Below are 16,984 nucleotides of genomic sequence, written 5' to 3'. Positions count from 1 at the left end.
ACCATGACCACCGACACCACCACCAAGGACGCCCCTGTCGCCCCTGTCGGCGAGACGGTGCTCGACGCCCGCGGCGTCACCATGCGCTTCGGCGGCCTCACCGCCGTCCGCGACGTCAACCTCCACGTCAACGCCGGAGAGATCGTCGGCCTCATCGGCCCCAACGGAGCCGGCAAGACCACCTTCTTCAACTGCCTCACCGGCCTCTACATCCCCACCGAGGGCGAAGTCCGCTACAAGGGCGCCGTCCTGCCGCCCAAGTCCTTCAAGGTCACGGCCGCCGGCATCGCCCGCACCTTCCAGAACATCCGCCTGTTCTCCAACATGACGGTCCTGGAGAACGTCCTCGTCGGCCGCCACACCCGCACCAAGGAAGGCTTCTGGTCGGCGGTCCTGCGCCTTCCCTCCTTCCACAAGGCCGAGGCCGCCTCCCGCGAACGGGCCATGGAACTCCTGGAGTTCATCGGCCTCGAGAAGAAGGCCGACCACCTCGCCCGCAACCTGCCCTACGGCGAACAGCGCAAGCTCGAGATCGCCCGCGCACTCGCCAGCGAGCCCGGCCTGCTCCTCCTCGACGAGCCCACCGCCGGCATGAACCCCCAGGAAACCCGCGCGACCGAGGAACTCGTCTTCGCCATCCGCGACAAGGGCATCGCCGTCCTCGTCATCGAGCACGACATGCGCTTCATCTTCAACCTCTGCGACCGGGTCGCCGTACTCGTCCAGGGCGAAAAACTCGTCGAAGGCGACAGCGCCACCGTCCAGGGTGACGAACGCGTCGTCGCCGCCTACCTCGGCGAACCCTTCGAAAACGCCCCCGGCGACGAGGAAGTCGCCGAAGTCGAGGCCGCCGAGGCGAACGCCGACACCACGACGGACGCCGCGCCCGGCAAGGAGAACGACCGATGACCGCACTGCTCGAAGTCGAGGACCTCCGGGTCGCCTACGGCAAGATCGAGGCCGTCAAGGGCATCTCGTTCAAGGTCGAGGCCGGCGAGGTCGTCACCCTGATCGGCACCAACGGCGCGGGCAAGACCACCACCCTGCGCACCCTGTCCGGCCTGCTCAAGCCGGTCGGAGGCCAGATCAGGTTCAACGGCAGATCGCTGAAGAAGGTCCCCGCCCACGACATCGTCTCGCTCGGACTCGCCCACTCCCCCGAGGGGCGGCACATCTTCCCGCGCATGACGATCGAGGACAACCTCCGCCTCGGCGCCTTCCTCCGCAGCGACAAGCCCGGCATCGAGAAGGACATCCAGCGCGCCTACGACCTCTTCCCCATCCTGGGAGAGCGCCGCAAGCAGGCCGCCGGCACCCTGTCCGGCGGCGAACAGCAGATGCTCGCCATGGGCCGTGCCCTCATGTCCCAGCCGAAACTGCTCATGCTGGACGAGCCCTCCATGGGCCTCTCCCCCATCATGATGCAGAAGATCATGTCGACCATCGTCGAGCTCAAGGCCCAGGGCATGACCATCCTGCTCATCGAGCAGAACGCCCAGGCCGCCCTGTCGCTCGCCGACCACGGTCACGTCATGGAGATCGGCAAGATCGTCCTCTCCGGCACCGGCCAGGACCTCCTGCACGACGAGTCCGTCCGCAAGGCGTACCTCGGCGAGGACTGAGCACTCCCCCCTCGCACACGACGAGGCCCGCGCCCCTTCTCCGGGCGCGGGCCTCGTCGCATGTCCGGCCGGGCGGCTCAGCCCTTGGACGACTTCTTCTCGTCGGCGTCCTGGATGACCGCCTCGGCGACCTGCTGCATCGACATCCGACGGTCCATCGACGTCTTCTGGATCCAGCGGAACGCGGCCGGCTCCGTCAGCCCGTACTCCGTCTGGAGAATCGACTTCGCCCGGTCCACCAGCTTGCGGGTCTCCAGCCGCAGCGTCAGGTCCGCGACCTCGTTCTCCAGCTCCCGCAGCTCCGTGAAGCGCGAAACGGCCATCTCGATCGCCGGGACGACATCGCTCTTGCTGAACGGCTTCACCAGGTACGCCATCGCACCGGCGTCACGCGCCCGCTCGACGAGGTCGCGCTGCGAGAACGCGGTCAGCATCAGGACGGGCGCGATGCGCTCCTCGGCGATCTTCTCGGCGGCGGAGATGCCGTCCAGCTTGGGCATCTTCACATCGAGGATGACCAGGTCCGGCTTGTGCTCGCGGGCGAGCTCGATCGCCTGTTCGCCGTCACCGGCCTCGCCCACGACGCTGTAGCCCTCCTCCTCCAGCATCTCTTTGAGGTCGAGGCGGATCAGGGCCTCGTCCTCGGCGATGACGACACGGGTCGTCAGCGGAGGCACGTGCGACTTGTCGTCGTCGGGCGCGTCTACGGGCTGGGGCGACTCGGGGGCGGTCACGGGGGCTCCTTGTTCAGGGCAGGGGCACTGCTGACAAGAGCCTACCTAGCTGCGGTAAGGTAGTGACACAGCGGGTGACCGCTGACCTTCGTTTCGAAGGGGCCCCGGTAGCCCAGCGGTAGAGGCCATGGATTCAAAACCCATACAGCGTCGGTTCGAATCCGACTCGGGGCACTTTTCCTTGGTTCCCAAGGTCACGAAAGAAAAGCGGATGTTCCCGTTCTCGTGAACATCCGCTTTTTTGCTGCGTGTCGTCGCGCCCTCCCGCTCAAAGGGGCGGCGTGGAACAGCACAGCCTGATCGCCGCGGTAGCCCTGATCGACACCCACGTGGGCCCCACGTACTGGCAGTCCCCTACTTCGGGCTGTCGTCCTCTCCGACGTGGTGGACGCGGACCAGGTTGGTCGAGCCCGAGACGCCGGTGAGCGAACCCGCCGTGATGACCACCACGTCACCCTTCTGACAGCGCCCGTACCTCAGCAGCAGCTCGTCCACCTGGTCGACCATCGCGTCCGTGGAGTCCGCGTGGGGGCCGAGGAACGTCTCGACGCCCCAGGTCAGGTTCAGCTGGGAGCGGGTCGCCGGTTCCGGGGTGAAGGCGAGGAGCGGGATCGGGGAGCGGTAGCGGGAGAGGCGGCGGACGGTGTCGCCGCTCTGGGTGAAGGCGACGAGGAACTTGGCGTCGAGGAAGTCGCCGATCTCGGCGGCGGCCCGGGCGACGGCGCCGCCCTGGGTGCGCGGCTTGTTCGAGGCGGTGAGCGGCGGGAGGCCCTTGGCGAGGATGTCCTCCTCGGCGGCCTCGACGATCTTCGCCATGGTGCGGACGGTCTGGACGGCGTAGTTGCCGACGCTGGTCTCGCCGGAGAGCATCACCGCGTCGGTGCCGTCGATGACCGCGTTGGCGACGTCGGAGGCTTCGGCGCGGGTGGGGCGGGAGTTCTCGATCATGGAGTCGAGCATCTGGGTGGCGACGATGACGGGCTTGGCGTTGCGCTTCGCCAGCTTGATCGCTCGCTTCTGGACGATCGGGACCTGCTCCAGCGGCATTTCGACGCCGAGGTCGCCGCGGGCGACCATGATGCCGTCGAAGGCGGCGACGATGTCGTCGATGTTCTCGACGGCCTGGGGCTTCTCGACCTTGGCGATGACGGGGAGGCGGCGGCCTTCGTCGTCCATGATGCGGTGGACGTCGACGATGTCGCGCCCGCTGCGGACGAAGGAGAGGGCGACGACGTCGAAGCCGGTGCGGAGGGCCCAGCGGAGGTCGTCCTCGTCCTTCTTGGAGAGGGCGGGGACGGAGACGGCGACACCGGGGAGGTTGAGGCCCTTGTGGTCGGAGATCACGCCGCCTTCGACGACGCGGGTGCGGACGCGTGGTCCGTCGACGTCGGTGACCTCCAGGCAGACCTTGCCGTCGTCGACGAGGATGCGTTCGCCGGGGGTGACGTCGTCGGCGAGGCCGGCGTAGGTCGTGCCGCACCTGTGGCGGTCGCCTTCCGCGCCTTCTTCCACGGTGATGGTGAAGGTGTCCCCGCGTTCAAGGAGTACGGGGCCTTCGGCGAACGCGCCGAGGCGGATCTTCGGTCCTTGAAGGTCGGCGAGGAGGCCGACGCTGCGGCCGGTCTCGTCGGAGGCCTTGCGGACGCGCCGGTAGCGCTCCTCGTGCTCGGCGTGGCCGCCGTGGCTGAGGTTGAAGCGGGCTACGTCCATTCCGGCATCGACCAGGGCTTTGATCTGGTCGTATGTGTCGGTGGCGGGTCCCAGGGTGCAGACGATTTTCGCTCGGCGCATGTTTCGAGCTTATGTCTTACCGATGGGTAGGGAATTGGGAGCGGGTGGCGGCTCAACAACCTTTGGGTGAAGGGTTGTTGCCAACCAATAAATTGTGCGGGCTGCCGCTCCGATGAGCGCTGTTCCGTTTTCGGGTTTCCGGAGTGGCCTCGGATCGTTCGGCTTCCCCGAATGGGTGAATTCACAGGCGCGGTGGATTCATCGTGAACTGTGCGCCGACCTCGGCGCGGATCCGGATGCGCGGCGGTTCGAGGTCGAGGGGGTCGGGTGCGGTGGCTTCCGCGTCGGGTGCGGCCATGGAGAAGCGGACGGCGCGGCGGTCGAAGGCGGCGCGGGGGTGGCCGCCGGTGGTGCCGATGTCGGTGAGTTCCAGGAGGGCGGCCAGGGTCGTGCCGAGTGCTTCGGCGTACTCCTCGGCGCGTTGCAGGGCTTCGCGTACGGCGTGCCGGCGGGCTTGCCGGTGGACGGGTGAGGTGGGGCGGAGTGCCCAGGTGGGGCCGTCGATGGTGGTGAGGTCGAGGTCGGCGAGGCGGGTGGTGAGTTCGCCGAGGGCGGTGAAGTCGGCGAGTTCGGCGGTCAGGTGGACGGCGCCGTGGTAGGTCCGGACACGTTCGCCTCGTCCGCGCTGGGTGAGTTCGGGGGTGATGGAGACGGTGCCGGTGGCGAGGTTCTCGACCTCGTCGCCGTAGGACTTGAGGAGGTCGAGGACGGTGGTGTTGCGGCGGGTGAGGTCGTCGAGGGTGGTGCGGCGGTCGCGGCCGCGGGCGGTGACGGTGATGCCGATGCGGGCGATCTCGGGGTCGACCTCGAGTTCGGCCTCGCCGCGGACCGTGAGGAGGGGGGCTTCGGGTGTGCCGTACGGGGGATTCTGCGGGGAGGTCATACGTCCTACCTTGTCATGGCTTTCCCTGGTCACTGGCCGGAGTTGACCGTTCTGGTCATCAGATCGAAACCTCCTGGACCTGTTGCCGCCGGTCATGCCCGGGTCAGAATCTACGCGCGTCGTCCACCATCCCCGAGGAGCATGAGACATGCCGTTGAACCGCCGGAAGTTCCTGAAGAAGTCCGCCGTGACCGGGGCGGGGGTGGCGATCGCGGCTACTGCCGCGGCTCCGGCGCAGGCCGCCGAGACGAAGAAGCCGGGGAAGCCGGTCAAGCAGCCGAAGCGGTACGCGCTGACCGTGCTGGGGACGACCGACCTGCACGGTCACGTGTTCAACTGGGACTACTTCAAGGACGCGGAGTACAAGGACACGGCCGGCAACGCGCAGGGGCTGGCGCGCATCTCGACGCTGGTGAACCAGATCCGTGCGGAGAAGGGGCGCGAGAACACGCTGCTGCTGGACGCGGGTGACACGATCCAGGGCACGCCACTGACGTACTACTACGCGAAGGTGGACCCGATCACCGCCAAGGGTGGCCCGGTGCACCCGATGGCGCAGGCGATGAACGCGATCGGGTACGACGCGGCGGCGCTGGGCAATCACGAGTTCAACTACGGCATCGAGACGCTGCGGAAGTTCGAGTCGCAGTTGCGGTTCCCGCTGCTCGGGGCGAACGCGGTGGACGCGAAGACGCTGAAGCCGGCCTTCCCGCCTTACGTGATCAAGACGTTCTGCGTGAAGGGCGCGCCGCCGGTGAAGGTGGCCGTGCTGGGGCTGACGAACCCGGGTATCGCGATCTGGGACAAGGCGTACGTGCAGGGCAAGCTGGCGTTCCCGGGGCTCGAGGAGCAGGCGGCGAAGTGGGTGCCGAAGCTGAAGTCGCTGGGTGCGGACGTGGTGATCGTGTCGGCGCACTCGGGTTCGTCGGGCACGTCGTCGTACGGCGACCAGTTGCCGTACGTGGAGAACTCGGCGGCGTTGGTGGCGCAGCAGGTGCCGGACATCGACGCGATTCTGGTGGGCCACGCGCATGTGGAGATTCCGGAGCTGAAGGTCGTCAACGCGAAGACCGGGAAGACGGTGGTGCTGTCGGAGCCGCTGGCGTACGCGGAGCGGCTGTCGGTGTTCGATGTCGAGCTGGTGTTCGAGAAGGGGCGGTGGACGGTCGAGTCCGTCGCCTCGAAGGTGCTGAACTCCAACACGGTCGCGGACGACCCGAAGATCACGAAGCTGCTGGGTGACGAGCACGCGAAGGTCGTGGCGTACGTCAACCAGGTGGTCGGGACGGCGACGGAGACGCTGACGACGGTCGAGGCGCGGTACAAGGACGCTCCGATCATCGACCTGATCACGAAGGTGCAGGAGGACGTCGTCAAGGCGGCGCTGGCGGGTACGTCGTACGCGTCGCTGCCGGTGATCGCGCAGGCGTCGCCGTTCTCGCGCACGTCGGAGATCCCGGCCGGCGAGGTGACGATCCGGGATCTGTCGAGCCTATACGTCTACGACAACACGCTGGTGGCGAAGTTGCTGACGGGTGCGCAGGTGCGGGCGTACCTGGAGTACTCGGCGCAGTACTTCGTGCAGACGGCGGCGGGCACGGTCGTCGACACGGAGAAGCTGACGAACGCGGCGGGGCGTCCGGACTACAACTACGACTACGTGTCGGGTCTGGCGTACGAGATCGACATCGCGCAGCCGGCGGGTTCGCGGATCAAGAACCTGACGTTCGGCGGGGCGGCGTTGGACGACGCGCAGCAGTTCGTGCTGGCGGTGAACAACTACCGGGCCAATGGTGGTGGCGCGTTCCCGCATGTGGCGTCGGCGCAGGAGCTGTGGTCGGAGTCGACGGAGATCCGTACCCGGATCTCGGAGTGGGTGACGGCGAAGGGTGTGCTGGACCCGAAGGACTTCGCGTCGGTGGACTGGAAGCTGACGCGTGACGGGACGCCCGTCTTCTAGGCGTTCCGTAAGTTCCAGGGGGCCCAGGGGGCTCAGGGGGGTCAGGGGGGTCAGGGGCTCAGGAAGCGAAGGGGCCCCGGGGTTCCTGAGTTCTTGCCCTCGCCGGTTCTCCGGCGCCCTGACTGCGCGGGGCGGTGTTTCGTGCGGTGGCCGGTCGGCCGCCGTGGGAGCACCGCCCTTTTCGCTGCCCGGGTGCTCAGCGTCGTTCGACGAGGGGGGTGAGGGCGGGGGCCTGCCGGGCCTGGGGGACTCGGGGTTGGGGCTGTTCGAGTCCGAAGGTGGTGAAGGCGGTGCGGGTGGGGAGGGAGTAGGTCTCCTTGCCGGTGAGGGTGTTGAGGATGGTGGCGGCGCGCCAGGCGGCGAGGCCGAGGTCGGGGGCGCCTACGCCGTGGGTGTGGCGTTCGGCGTTCTGGAGGTAGATGTTGCATCCGGTGGCGGTGACGGAGGGGTCGAGGACGAGGCGGAAGTGTTCGTCGACGCGGGGCCGTTCGCTGTTGTCGCGGCGGATGTAGGGGTCGAGGCCGGCGAGGACGCGGTCGAGGGAGCGTTCGCGGTGACCGGTGGCGAGGACGACGGCGTCGGTGGTGAGACGGGTGCGGGTGTTCTGCTGGAGGTGTTCGAGGTGGAGTTCGATCTTGGTGGTGGCGATGCGTCCTGCGGTGCGGACGCGGACGCCGGGGGTGAGGACGGTGTCGGGCCAGCCGCCGCCGAGGGTGCGCTGGTAGAGCTCGTCGTGGATGGCGGCGAGGGTGGTGGCGTCGACGCCCTTGTGGAGTTGCCACTGGGCGGCGGTGAGGCGGTCGCGGGTGCTTTCGGGGAGGGCGTGGAAGTACCGGGTGTAGTCGGGGGTGAAGTGTTCGAGGCCGAGTTTGGAGTACTCCATGGGGGCGAAGGCGTCGGTGCGGCCGATCCAGTGGAGTTGTTCGCGGCCGGGCGGGCGGTGGCGGAGGAGGTCGAGGAAGACCTCGGCGCCCGACTGTCCTGATCCGACGACGGTGATGTGGCCCGCGGCGAGGAGGGTGTCGCGGTGGGTGAGGTAGTCGGCGGCGTGGACGACGGGTACGCCGGGGGCGTCGACGAGGGGGCGCAGGGCGTCGGGGACGTAGGGCTCGGTGCCGACGCCGAGGACGACGTTGCGGGTGTGGGTGCGGCCGAGGGCCTCGGCTTCGCCGTCGGCGTCGAGTTGGGCGTGGTCGACCTCGAAGACGTCGCGTTCGGGGTTCCAGCGGACGGCGTCGACCTGGTGGCGGAAGCGGAGTCCGGGGAGTTGGTCGGCGACCCAGCGGCAGTAGGTGTCGTATTCGGCGCGCTGCGTGTGGAAGCGCTCCGCGAAGTAGAAGGGATAGAGGCGCTGGTGGGTCTTGAGGTAGTTGAGGAAGGTCCAGGGGCTGGTGGGGTCGGCGAGGGTGACGAGGTCGGCGAGGAAGGGGACCTGGACGCGGGCGCCGTCGATGAGGAGGCCGGGGTGCCAGTCGAAGCGGGGGCGTTGTTCGTAGAAGACGGCGTCGAGTTCGGCGAGGGGGTGGGCGAGGGCGGCCAGGGAGAGGTTGCAGGGGCCGATGCCGATGCCGACGAGGTCACGGGGGGTGTCGGTGGCGGGGAGGGGGGGTGTGCTCATCGGGGGGTGTTTCCTTCCACCAGGTCGAGGAGGGCGGCCAGGTCGTGGGGGCGGGTGTGGGGGTTGAGGAGGGTGGCCTTGAGCCAGAGCCTGCCGTCGAGGCGGGCCCGGCCGAGGACGGCGCGGCCGTGGGTGAGGAGGCGGCGGCGTATCTCGGCCACGGCCTGGTCGGTGGCGCCTGCCGGGCGGAAGAGGACGGTGCTGATGGTGGGCGGGGCGTGGAGTTCGAGGCCGGGGCGTGCGGTGATCAGCTCGGCGAACTCCAGGGCGTGCGCGCAGACTTGGTCGACGAGGGCGCCGAGACCGGTGCGGCCGAGGGTCTTGAGGGTGACGGCGATCTTGAGGGCGTCGGGGCGGCGGGTGGTGCGCAGGGAGCGGCCGAGGAGGTCGGGCAGGCCGGCGTCGGTGTCGTCGTCGGCGTTGAGGTAGTCGGCGTGGTGGTGGAGGACGGTGAGGTCGTGCGCGTCGCGGGCGGCGAGGAGTCCGGCGGCGACGGGCTGCCAGCCGAGTTTGTGCAGGTCGAGGGTGAGGGTGTGGGCGGTGTCGAGGCCGGCGAGGAGGTGGCGGTGGCGGTCGCTGAAGAGGAGGCCGCCTCCGTAGGCGGCGTCGATGTGGAAGCGGGCGCCGTGGGTGGTGGCGAGGGCGGCGATGGCCGGGAGGGGGTCGATGAGTCCGGCGTCGGTGGTGCCGGCGGTGGCGGCGACGACGAGAGGGCCGGACAGGGTGGTGAGGGTGTGGGTGAGGGCGGCCGGGTCCAGGGTGCCGGTGGGGGTGGGGACGACGACGGGCTCGGGGAGGCCGAGGAGCCAGGCGGCGCGGGGCAGGGAGTGGTGGGCGTTGGCGCCGCAGACGAGCGTGAGGCCGGGGCCGTGGGTCTCGCGGGCGAGGAGGAGGGCGAGCTGGTTGGCCTCGGTGCCGCCGGTGGTGACGAGTGCGTCGGCCATGCCGGCCCGCGCGGCGAGGGTGCGGGTGAGGAGCGCCTCCAGTTCGGAGGCGGCCGGTGCCTGGTCCCAGGAGTCGAGGGAGGGGTTGAGGGCGCAGACGGCGAGGTCGGCGGCGGTGGCGACGGCGAGGGGCGGGCAGTGCAGGTGGGCGGCGCAGAGGGGGTGGGCGGGGTCGGCGGCGCCTTCGGCGAGGGCGTGGACGAGGGTGGCGAGGGCGTGGGGGTCGCCGTGTTCGGGGAGCAGGTCCCCCACGGCGTGCCGTACCCGGTCGGCGACCGCTCCGGGTCCGCCGGCGGGCAGTGGTCCGCCGCGGGCCCGGGCGCCGGTGGCGAGGGCGTCGAGAACGGTCGCGAGCAACGGCCGCAGGGCGTCGGGGCCTTCGGGTCCTGAGGCGAGGGGCGGCATGCTCACGGGGGCACCTCCGGGGCGCGGGGGCGGATGCCCGCAGCGGGGAGTGCCAGCTTGTCGGGGATCGCGCGGTCGCGCCCGGAAGATCCGGTGAGCGGAACCCTAAAGGGGGACGCGTTCCCGCCGGAGACGGCGCGGGACACGGCGACGGCACGGGCGGGGGCCTCGGCGCGTGGGCCTCGGCGCGGGCGCCGGACGCGGAGTCGGAGCCGGGGGCCCGGGGGGTCCGCCCTCGCCGCCGGGACGAGCCCCGCGGTCGTCACCGGACGAGGCACGTCCCCGGCGTGGGGCGAGGCACGTCCCCGGCGTAAGGCGAGGACGTGCCGCCGGCGCCGGACGAGGCCCGTTCCCGTCGCCGGACAGCCCGCCCCCCGGTCATCGCCGGACGAGCCCCGCCGCCGGCATCGGACGAGGCACGTCCCCGGCGTGGGGCGAGGCCCGTCGTCGGCGCTGGTGCTAGGCCTTCCGTACTCGCAAGGCGCGGGCCAGGTCGTCGAGTTGGTCGGTGAGTTTGCGGCGCAGGGCGGGGATGGGGTCGGCGTCGGCGAGGCAGGCTTCGCCGAGGCGCAGGGATTCGGGGTCGACGGCGTGGGCCGGGAAGGCCCAGCGGCCGGCGGCTTCGGCGATGGCGGGGCCGCGGCGGGCCGCGACGGCGACGGCGTCCTGGTAGAAGCGCGGGACGTAGTCGGCGACGAGGTCGCTCTGTTCGGGCTGCCAGAAGCCCTGGGCGGTGGCGGTGAAGAGGTAGTTGGAGAGGGTGTCGTCCTCGAACATGGCGGCCCAGGCGGCGCGTTTGGCGTCCGCGTCGGGGAGGGCGGCGCGGCAGCGGGCGGCGCCTTCCCGGCCGGTGGCGGAGGGGTCGCGGTCGAGTTCGGCGGCGATGGCGCGCTCGTCGGTGGCGCCGAGGACGGCGAGCCGGGCGAGGACGCGCCAGCGCAGGTCGGGGTCGAGTTCGGGGCCGCCGGGGACGGTGCCGTCGGCGAGCCAGGCGGCGATGGTGTCGGGGTGGGCGGCGACGTCGATGAAGTGGCGTACGGCGATGAGGCGCAGGCCGGGGTGGTCGCCGTCCTCGGTGCGGCGGATGAGGTCGCGGCAGAGGGCGGAGAGGGTGGCGACGGCGGCGGGGCGCTGCTCGGGGGTGACGTAGCGGTCGGCGACCTGCCCGGAGGCGTAGGCGAGGACGCCCTGGACGAGGGCGAGGTCGGTCTCCCTCGGGAGGTGGGCGCGGGCCGCGTCGAGGTAGGCGGCGGGGGCGAGGTCTCCGTCGCGGACGGCGTCGCGCAGGGCGTTCCAGACGACGGCGCGGGTGAGCGGGTCGGGCAGGCCGGACAGGCTGGTGCGGACGGTTTCGAAGGAGGCCGGGTCGAAGCGGACCTTGGCGTAGGTGAGGTCGCCGTCGTTGAGGAGCACCAGGGCGGGGCGCTTGCCGATGGGCTGGGGCGCGCTCTGCGGCACGTCGACCTCGAGGCGTCCGCGCAGGGTCAGGCCGCCCGCGTCGGTGAGGTCGAGGTCGTAGAGGCCGGCGGCGACGCGGTGCGGGCGGCTGCCGTGGCGGGCGACGGTGAGGGTGTGGTCGCCGTTGCTGCCGTCGATGGTGGGGACGAGGGTGTCGACGCCGGTGGTGCGCAGCCAGGCGTCGGCCCAGGCGTGGACGTCGCGTTCGGTGTGGGCGGCGAGGGAGTCGATGAAGTCGGCGAGGGTGGCGTTGGCGAAGCGGTGGCGGGCGAAGTGGGTGTTGATGCCCGCGAGGAAGTCCTTCTCACCGAGCCAGGTGACGAGTTGCCGCAGTGCGGAGGCGCCCTTGGCGTAGGAGATGCCGTCGAAGTTGAGGAGGGCGGAGGCGGTGTCGTCGACGTTCTCGGGGGCGACGGGGTGGGTGGAGGGCCGCTGGTCGGCGTCGTAGCCCCAGGGCTTGCGGACGACGCCGAAGTCGGTCCAGGTGTCGGTGAAGCGGGTGGCTTCGGTGAGGGTCTGGTAGCCCATGTACTCGGCGAAGGACTCGTTGAGCCAGATGTCGTCCCACCACTGCAGGGTGACGAGGTCGCCGAACCACATGTGGGCCATCTCGTGGGCGATGACCATGGCGCGGGTCTGGCGTTCGGTGTCGGTGACGGCGGAGCGGTAGACGAACTCGTCGCGGAAGGTGACGAGGCCGGGGTTCTCCATGGCGCCGGCGTTGAACTCGGGGACGAACGCCTGGTCGTAGGAGTCGAAGGGGTAGGGCTCCTCGAATTTCTCGTGGTAGCGGTCGTAGCACTGCCGGGTGATGTCGAGGAGTTCGTCGGCGTCGGCGTCGAGGTGGGGGGCGAGGGAGCGGCGGCAGTGGAGGCCGAAGGGGAGCCCGCGGTGCTCGGTGCGCACGGAGTGCCAGGGGCCGGCGGCGACGGCGACGAGATAGGTGGAGATGAGGGGGGTGGGGGCGGCCTGCCAGCGGCCTTCGCCGAGGTGTTCGGTGACGCTGTTGGCGAGGACGGTCCAGGCTTCGGGGGCCTTGACGGACAGCTCGAAGACGGCTTTGAGGTCGGGCTGGTCGAAGGCGGCGAAGACGCGCTGGACGTCGTCCATGAAGAGCTGGGTGTAGAGGTAGGTCTCGCCGTCGGTGGGGTCGGTGAAGCGGTGCATGCCTTCGCCGGTGCGGGAGTAGCTCATGGTCGCCCGGACGCGCAGTTCGTGGTCGCCGGCGGTGAGGTTGCCGAGGGGGAGCCGGTTGCCGTCGAGGGCGGCGGGGTCGAGGGGCTCTCCGTCGAGGGTGACGGAGTGCAGTGCCGCGGGCCTGACCTCGACGAAGGTGTCCCCGTTGGCGCGCGCGGCGAACCTGATGACGGTGCTGGACTCGAAGGTCTCGTCGCCGGTCGTCAGGTCGAGCTCGATGGTGTAGCGGTGGACGTCTAGGAGCTTGGCACGGCTCTGCGCTTCGTCGCGCGTCAGTACGGACATGCACGACATGCTGCCTGATACCGCTGGCCGGGCACAGGGGCGGATCGGTACGTGCCCTATGTCCCTTCTCGCGCCGGAGCGCTGTTCCGGGGGTGTGGTCCGCGGGCGCGGCGGGCGGTGCTGACGTGGTGCGTCCGACCGGTCACCGGTGGTGACGGCCGCTCGCGGGTCAGTCCGCCGTGGGGGCGGCGCCGTTGCCGGTGTCCTCGGCGATGCGCTCGTGGTGGCGGATCACCTCGGCGATGATGAAGTTGAGGAACTTCTCGGCGAACGCGGGGTCGAGTTTGGCGTTCTCGGCGAGGGAGCGCAGCCGGGCGATCTGGCGGGCCTCGCGGGCCTGGTCGGCGGGCGGCAGCTGGTGGCGGGCCTTGAGGTGGCCGACCTGCTGGGTGGCCTTGAAGCGCTCGGCGAGCATGTGGACCACGGCCGCGTCGATGTTGTCGATGCTGTCGCGCAGCCGGGCGAGCTCCTCGCGGACGGCGGGGTCGACGTCTCCGGTCCCGGGGGTGTTGCTGGTGGTCATGGGCGTTCACCCTAGTGCGTCCGCCGGACCCGCTCGGGGGGTGGCCTGCCCTTACAGTGGAACGGGGCTCTCGGCGTCTTGGGGGTGCGGGCGTGGCGAACGGCGGGCCGGTGGAGCACGGGTACCCGCACCTGGACACGGTGCGGGCGGCCGTGACGGCGTTGTACCGACGGTTGTCGTACGACACCATCCGTCAGTTCACGTCGAGTGTGGTCCCGGCGGACGTGGCGTTCTGCGACACCGACGATCTGCATCTGGGGGTGCAGCGGGTGGCGCGTGAGCTGGTGCGGCACTTCCGGTTGCCGGAGGCGCGGATGATCGTCGCGTTCCGTCGGATGGAGCATGCGGCGAACGTGGAACTGACGGCGGGTCCGGAGTACTTCGTCGAGCTGAACGACCGGTTCCGCACGCATCGGCGGGACATCGGGGCAGCGCTGGCGCACGAGGTCATGCACGTCTATCTGCACCGGGTGGGGCTGTCGTTCCCGGGCACGCGGGACAACGAGATCCTGACGGACACGGCGACGACGTATCTGGGGGCCGGCTGGCTGCTGCTGGACGCGTACCGGGAGGACGCGGCGTCCTCGCAGAAGCTGGGGTACCTGACCCCGGAGGAGTTCGGGTACGTGCTGGCGAAGCGGTCGCTGGTGTTCGATGAGGATCCGTCGGTGTGGTTCACGAGTGCGCAGGCGTACACGGCGTACGGGCGGGGTCTGGAGCGGGCCCGGCACGACGGGCGGCAGCCTCCGCTGACGGCGGCGGGCTGGGCGGGGCGGCGGCGTTACGCGCGGGATCGTCGGCAGGCCCGGGACCGTCCGTCGGCGACGGCCCCGGACAGTCCGTACAGTTTCGCTCCGGACGCGCCGGGGGCGTTGCGGGTGACGTTCCCCTGTCCCACCTGTCACCAGCGGATCAGGGTGCCGGTGCGGGGCCGGGTCAGGGCGCGGTGCGCGTTGTGCCGGACGGTGCTGGAGTGCGACACGTAGGACGGTCTCGGCGAGCTCCGAGGGGACCTCTCTCGGGGATCTCTGGGGAGCTCTGGGGAGCTCTGGGGGCGCCCGCGTCCTGCGATTCGGGGGGCGCGGGGGCTCGGGGCCGCCGGGAGGGGTCAGGCGCCGTGGACGGGGCCCGGCGGGGTCGCGTGCGTGAGGAGTTCCCGTACGGCCTCCCCCGCCTCCGCCGGGGTCCACCGTGCGCCTTTGTCCGTGGTGGGGCCCGGCCGCCAGCCCTCCATGACGGTGATCCGTCCGCCGTCCGTCTCGAAGACGCGTCCGGTGACGCCCTCGCTCGCGGCGGAGCCGAGCCAGACGACCAGCGGGGAGACGTTCTCGGGGGCCATGGCGTCGAAGCCGTCGTCGGGGGCGGCCATGGCCGCGGCGAAGGTGCGCTCGGTCATGCGGGTGCGGGCGGCGGGCGCGATGGCGTTGACCTGGACGCCGTAGCGGGCGAGTTCGGCGGCGGCGACGAGGGTCAGGGCGACGATCCCGGCTTTCGCGGCGCTGTAGTTGCCCTGCCCGACGGAGCCGAGCAGTCCGGCGCCGCTGCTGGTGTTGATGACGCGGGCGGCGGGCGGGCGGCCCGCCTTGGTCTCGGCGCGCCAGTGCGCGGCGGCGTGCTTCAGGGTGAGGAAGTGGCCTTTGAGGTGGACGCGCAGGACGGCGTCCCAGTCGTCGTCGGCCAGGTTGACGAGCACCCGGTCGCGCAGGAAGCCGGCGTTGTTGACGAGGGTGTCGAGACGGCCGTACGTGTCCAGGGCGGTGTCGACGAGGGCTGCCGCGCCCTCGGGGGTCGCGATGTCCGCGCCGTGCGCGACCGCCTCTCCCCCGGCCGCGCGGATCTCGTCCACGACCTGTCCGGCGGGGCTGTGGGGGGCGGGTGTGCCGTCGAGGCCGACGCCGAGGTCGTTGACGACGACCCGGGCGCCCTCGGCGGCGAACGCGAGCGCGTGGGCGCGTCCGAGGCCGCGTCCCGCGCCGGTGACGACGACGACGCGCCGCTGGCAGATTCCGCTCATCTCACGTCTCCTTGTTGGCGGTTGCGGCGTCGAGGAAGGCGGGCCGTTCGCCGCCTCCGTGCAGGAGCAGGCTCGCCCCGCTGATGTAGCGGGCGGCGTCGGAGGCGAGGAAGACGGCCGCCGCGCCCACGTCGGCGGGGAGGGCGAGGCGGCCGAGCGGCACCGTGCGGGCGACGGCTTCGACGCCGTCCTCGCCGCCGTAGTGGAGGTGGGTCAGTTCGGTGCGGACCATGCCGACGACGAGGGTGTTCACGCGTACCTCCGGCGCCCATTCGACGGCCATGGAGCGGGCGAGGTTCTCCAGGCCCGCCTTGGCCGCGCCGTAGGCGGCCGTGCCGGGCGAGGGGCGGCTGCCGCTGACGCTGCCGATCATCACGACCGAGCCTCCGGCGCGCTTGAGGTGGTCGTACGCGGCGAGGGAGACGGTCAGCGGTGCGAGGAGGTTGAGTTCGATCACGCGCGCGTGCCGTGCGGCGTCGGCGTGCGCGAGCGGGCGGTAGGGGGCGCCGCCCGCGTTGTTGACGAGGACGTCGAGCCGGGCCAGGTCGGTGAAGAAGTGCCGTACGGCGTCGGCGTCCCGTACGTCGAGCGGTCTGAACTCGGCCTCCTCCAGGGGGTGTTCCGGTGGCCGTCGGGCGCAGACCACGACCTGGGCGCCGGCGCGCGCGAGGGAGCGTGCGATGCCGGCGCCCACTCCGCGGGTGCCGCCCGTGACGACGGCGACCTTCCCGTCCAGCTCCATTCGCTGCTACCTTCCACCTAACAAACGTTTGGTGGAAAGGTAGCTGATGCTTCCATGGGTGTCTCCACCTCGTCCCCGGAAAAGGGGATCGCGCTCGTCACGGTCGACTTCCCGCCGGTGAACGCGCTGCCGGTCGGCGGCTGGTCCGCCCTGGCCGACGCCCTGCGCGCGGCCGGCCGCGATCCCGGCACCCGGTGCGTGGTGCTGGCCGCCGAGGGGCGCGGGTTCAACGCGGGCGTGGACATCAAGGAGATCCAGGCGCGGGGGCCGGGCGCGCTCGTCGGCGCCAACCGCGGCTGCTTCGAGGCCTTCGCGGCGGTGTACGAGTGCGAGGTCCCGGTGGTGGCGGCGGTGCAGGGCTTCTGTCTGGGCGGCGGCGTCGGCCTGGTGGGGAACGCGGACGTGATCGTGGCGAGCGAGGACGCCGTGTTCGGGCTGCCCGAACTGGACCGGGGCGCGCTGGGCGCGGCCACGCATCTGGCCCGGCTGGTCCCCCAGCACCTGCTGCGCGCCCTCTACTACACCTCGCGCACGGTCACGGCGGCCGAACTGCACGGGCACGGCTCGGTGTGGCGGGTGGTGCCGCGGGACGGGCTGCGCGCGGCGGCCCTGGAGCTGGCCGGCGAGATCGCCGCGAAGGACGGCGAGCTGCTGCGCCTGGCCAAGGCGGCCATCAACGGCATCGACCCGGTCGACGTGCGCCGCAGCTACCGCTTCGAGCAGGGCTTCACCTACGAGGCGAGCGTCGGCGGGGTGGCCGACCGGGTCCGTGACACCTTCGGAAGGGACGGTGACTGAGTGAGCGCCG

The 16,984-nt window shown here is 71.0% G+C and carries 14 protein-coding genes and 1 tRNA gene; 6 read left to right on the top strand and 9 right to left on the bottom strand.

Annotation, left to right across the window (positions count from 1 at the left end; genetic code table 11):
• Nucleotides 1–3: 3 nt before the first annotated feature.
• On the top strand, nucleotides 4–909 hold the full coding sequence (locus J2X68_RS24550; protein WP_310434727.1) for an ABC transporter ATP-binding protein: 906 nt from the start codon (nucleotides 4–6) through the stop codon (nucleotides 907–909).
• Entirely contained in the window at nucleotides 906–1,622 is a 717-nt protein-coding gene (locus J2X68_RS24545) for an ABC transporter ATP-binding protein (RefSeq protein ID WP_310434726.1), read from the top strand. Before J2X68_RS24550 ends, J2X68_RS24545 begins: the two co-directional genes overlap by 4 nt.
• 77 nt (nucleotides 1,623–1,699) lie before the next feature.
• Here J2X68_RS24545 and J2X68_RS24540 read toward each other — a convergent pair whose 3' ends face one another.
• Nucleotides 1,700–2,356 carry an ANTAR domain-containing response regulator gene (locus J2X68_RS24540; protein ID WP_189916700.1) on the bottom strand — a complete coding sequence of 219 codons (657 nt, stop codon included), beginning with the start codon at nucleotides 2,354–2,356 and terminating at the stop codon, nucleotides 1,700–1,702.
• Between the two features lie 101 nt (nucleotides 2,357–2,457).
• On the opposite strand from J2X68_RS24540, the gene J2X68_RS24535 reads away from it, so the two are divergent.
• Nucleotides 2,458–2,530: transfer RNA gene (locus tag J2X68_RS24535), tRNA-Leu, on the top strand.
• Between the two features lie 180 nt (nucleotides 2,531–2,710).
• Here J2X68_RS24535 and pyk read toward each other — a convergent pair.
• On the bottom strand, nucleotides 2,711–4,147 hold the full coding sequence (pyk, locus tag J2X68_RS24530; RefSeq protein ID WP_310434725.1) for a pyruvate kinase: 1,437 nt from the start codon (nucleotides 4,145–4,147) through the stop codon (nucleotides 2,711–2,713).
• 181 nt (nucleotides 4,148–4,328) lie between these two features.
• The gene (locus J2X68_RS24525; protein ID WP_310434724.1) at nucleotides 4,329–5,030 is read right to left on the bottom strand and encodes an SIMPL domain-containing protein; all 702 of its coding nucleotides are present in this window, start codon (nucleotides 5,028–5,030) and stop codon (nucleotides 4,329–4,331) included.
• A gap of 148 nt (nucleotides 5,031–5,178) precedes the next feature.
• Here J2X68_RS24525 and J2X68_RS24520 point away from each other — a divergent pair, with 148 nt between their 5' ends.
• Nucleotides 5,179–6,990: a 5'-nucleotidase C-terminal domain-containing protein gene (locus tag J2X68_RS24520; RefSeq protein WP_310434723.1), complete on the top strand. Its 1,812-nt coding sequence runs from the start codon at nucleotides 5,179–5,181 to the stop codon at nucleotides 6,988–6,990.
• Between the two features lie 196 nt (nucleotides 6,991–7,186).
• On the opposite strand, the gene J2X68_RS24515 is transcribed toward J2X68_RS24520, so the two are convergent.
• The 4 genes from J2X68_RS24515 to J2X68_RS24500 all read right to left on the bottom strand — a co-directional run bounded on the left by J2X68_RS24515 (nucleotide 7,187) and on the right by J2X68_RS24500 (nucleotide 13,420).
• Nucleotides 7,187–8,608, bottom strand: a complete 1,422-nt coding sequence (locus J2X68_RS24515) for a SidA/IucD/PvdA family monooxygenase (protein WP_310434722.1) — start codon at nucleotides 8,606–8,608, stop codon at nucleotides 7,187–7,189.
• Nucleotides 8,605–9,963 carry an aminotransferase class V-fold PLP-dependent enzyme gene (locus J2X68_RS24510; RefSeq protein WP_310434721.1) on the bottom strand — a complete coding sequence of 453 codons (1,359 nt, stop codon included), beginning with the start codon at nucleotides 9,961–9,963 and terminating at the stop codon, nucleotides 8,605–8,607. Before J2X68_RS24510 ends, J2X68_RS24515 begins: the two co-directional genes overlap by 4 nt.
• A gap of 453 nt (nucleotides 9,964–10,416) precedes the next feature.
• Nucleotides 10,417–12,897, bottom strand: a complete 2,481-nt coding sequence (pepN, locus tag J2X68_RS24505; RefSeq protein WP_310434720.1) for an aminopeptidase N — start codon at nucleotides 12,895–12,897, stop codon at nucleotides 10,417–10,419.
• 169 nt (nucleotides 12,898–13,066) lie between these two features.
• On the bottom strand, nucleotides 13,067–13,420 hold the full coding sequence (locus tag J2X68_RS24500; RefSeq protein ID WP_310434719.1) for a chorismate mutase: 354 nt from the start codon (nucleotides 13,418–13,420) through the stop codon (nucleotides 13,067–13,069).
• A gap of 92 nt (nucleotides 13,421–13,512) precedes the next feature.
• Between J2X68_RS24500 and J2X68_RS24495 the strand changes: the two genes are divergently transcribed.
• Nucleotides 13,513–14,406 (top strand): hypothetical protein, encoded by an 894-nt coding sequence (locus tag J2X68_RS24495; protein ID WP_310434718.1) that lies wholly within the window; start codon nucleotides 13,513–13,515, stop codon nucleotides 14,404–14,406.
• A 122-nt stretch (nucleotides 14,407–14,528) separates the two neighbouring features.
• Here the strand turns inward: J2X68_RS24495 and J2X68_RS24490 are convergent, their stop codons facing one another.
• Entirely contained in the window at nucleotides 14,529–15,434 is a 906-nt protein-coding gene (locus J2X68_RS24490) for an SDR family oxidoreductase (RefSeq protein ID WP_310434717.1), read from the bottom strand.
• Between the two features lies 1 nt (nucleotide 15,435).
• Nucleotides 15,436–16,176 (bottom strand): SDR family oxidoreductase, encoded by a 741-nt coding sequence (locus J2X68_RS24485; protein ID WP_310434716.1) that lies wholly within the window; start codon nucleotides 16,174–16,176, stop codon nucleotides 15,436–15,438.
• Nucleotides 16,177–16,230: 54 nt separating this feature from the next.
• Here J2X68_RS24485 and J2X68_RS24480 point away from each other — a divergent pair, with 54 nt between their 5' ends.
• Complete coding sequence (locus tag J2X68_RS24480) at nucleotides 16,231–16,974, top strand: enoyl-CoA hydratase family protein (protein ID WP_310434715.1); 744 nt, start codon at nucleotides 16,231–16,233, stop codon at nucleotides 16,972–16,974.
• The last annotated feature ends 10 nt before the right edge of the window (nucleotides 16,975–16,984 follow it).

The organism is Streptomyces sp. 3330 (assembly GCF_031456635.1).
Classification (GTDB): Bacteria; Actinomycetota; Actinomycetes; order Streptomycetales; family Streptomycetaceae; genus Streptomyces.
The sequence above is the reverse complement of the archived record's forward strand: the minus strand, read 5'-3'. Positions and strand labels throughout refer to the sequence as shown.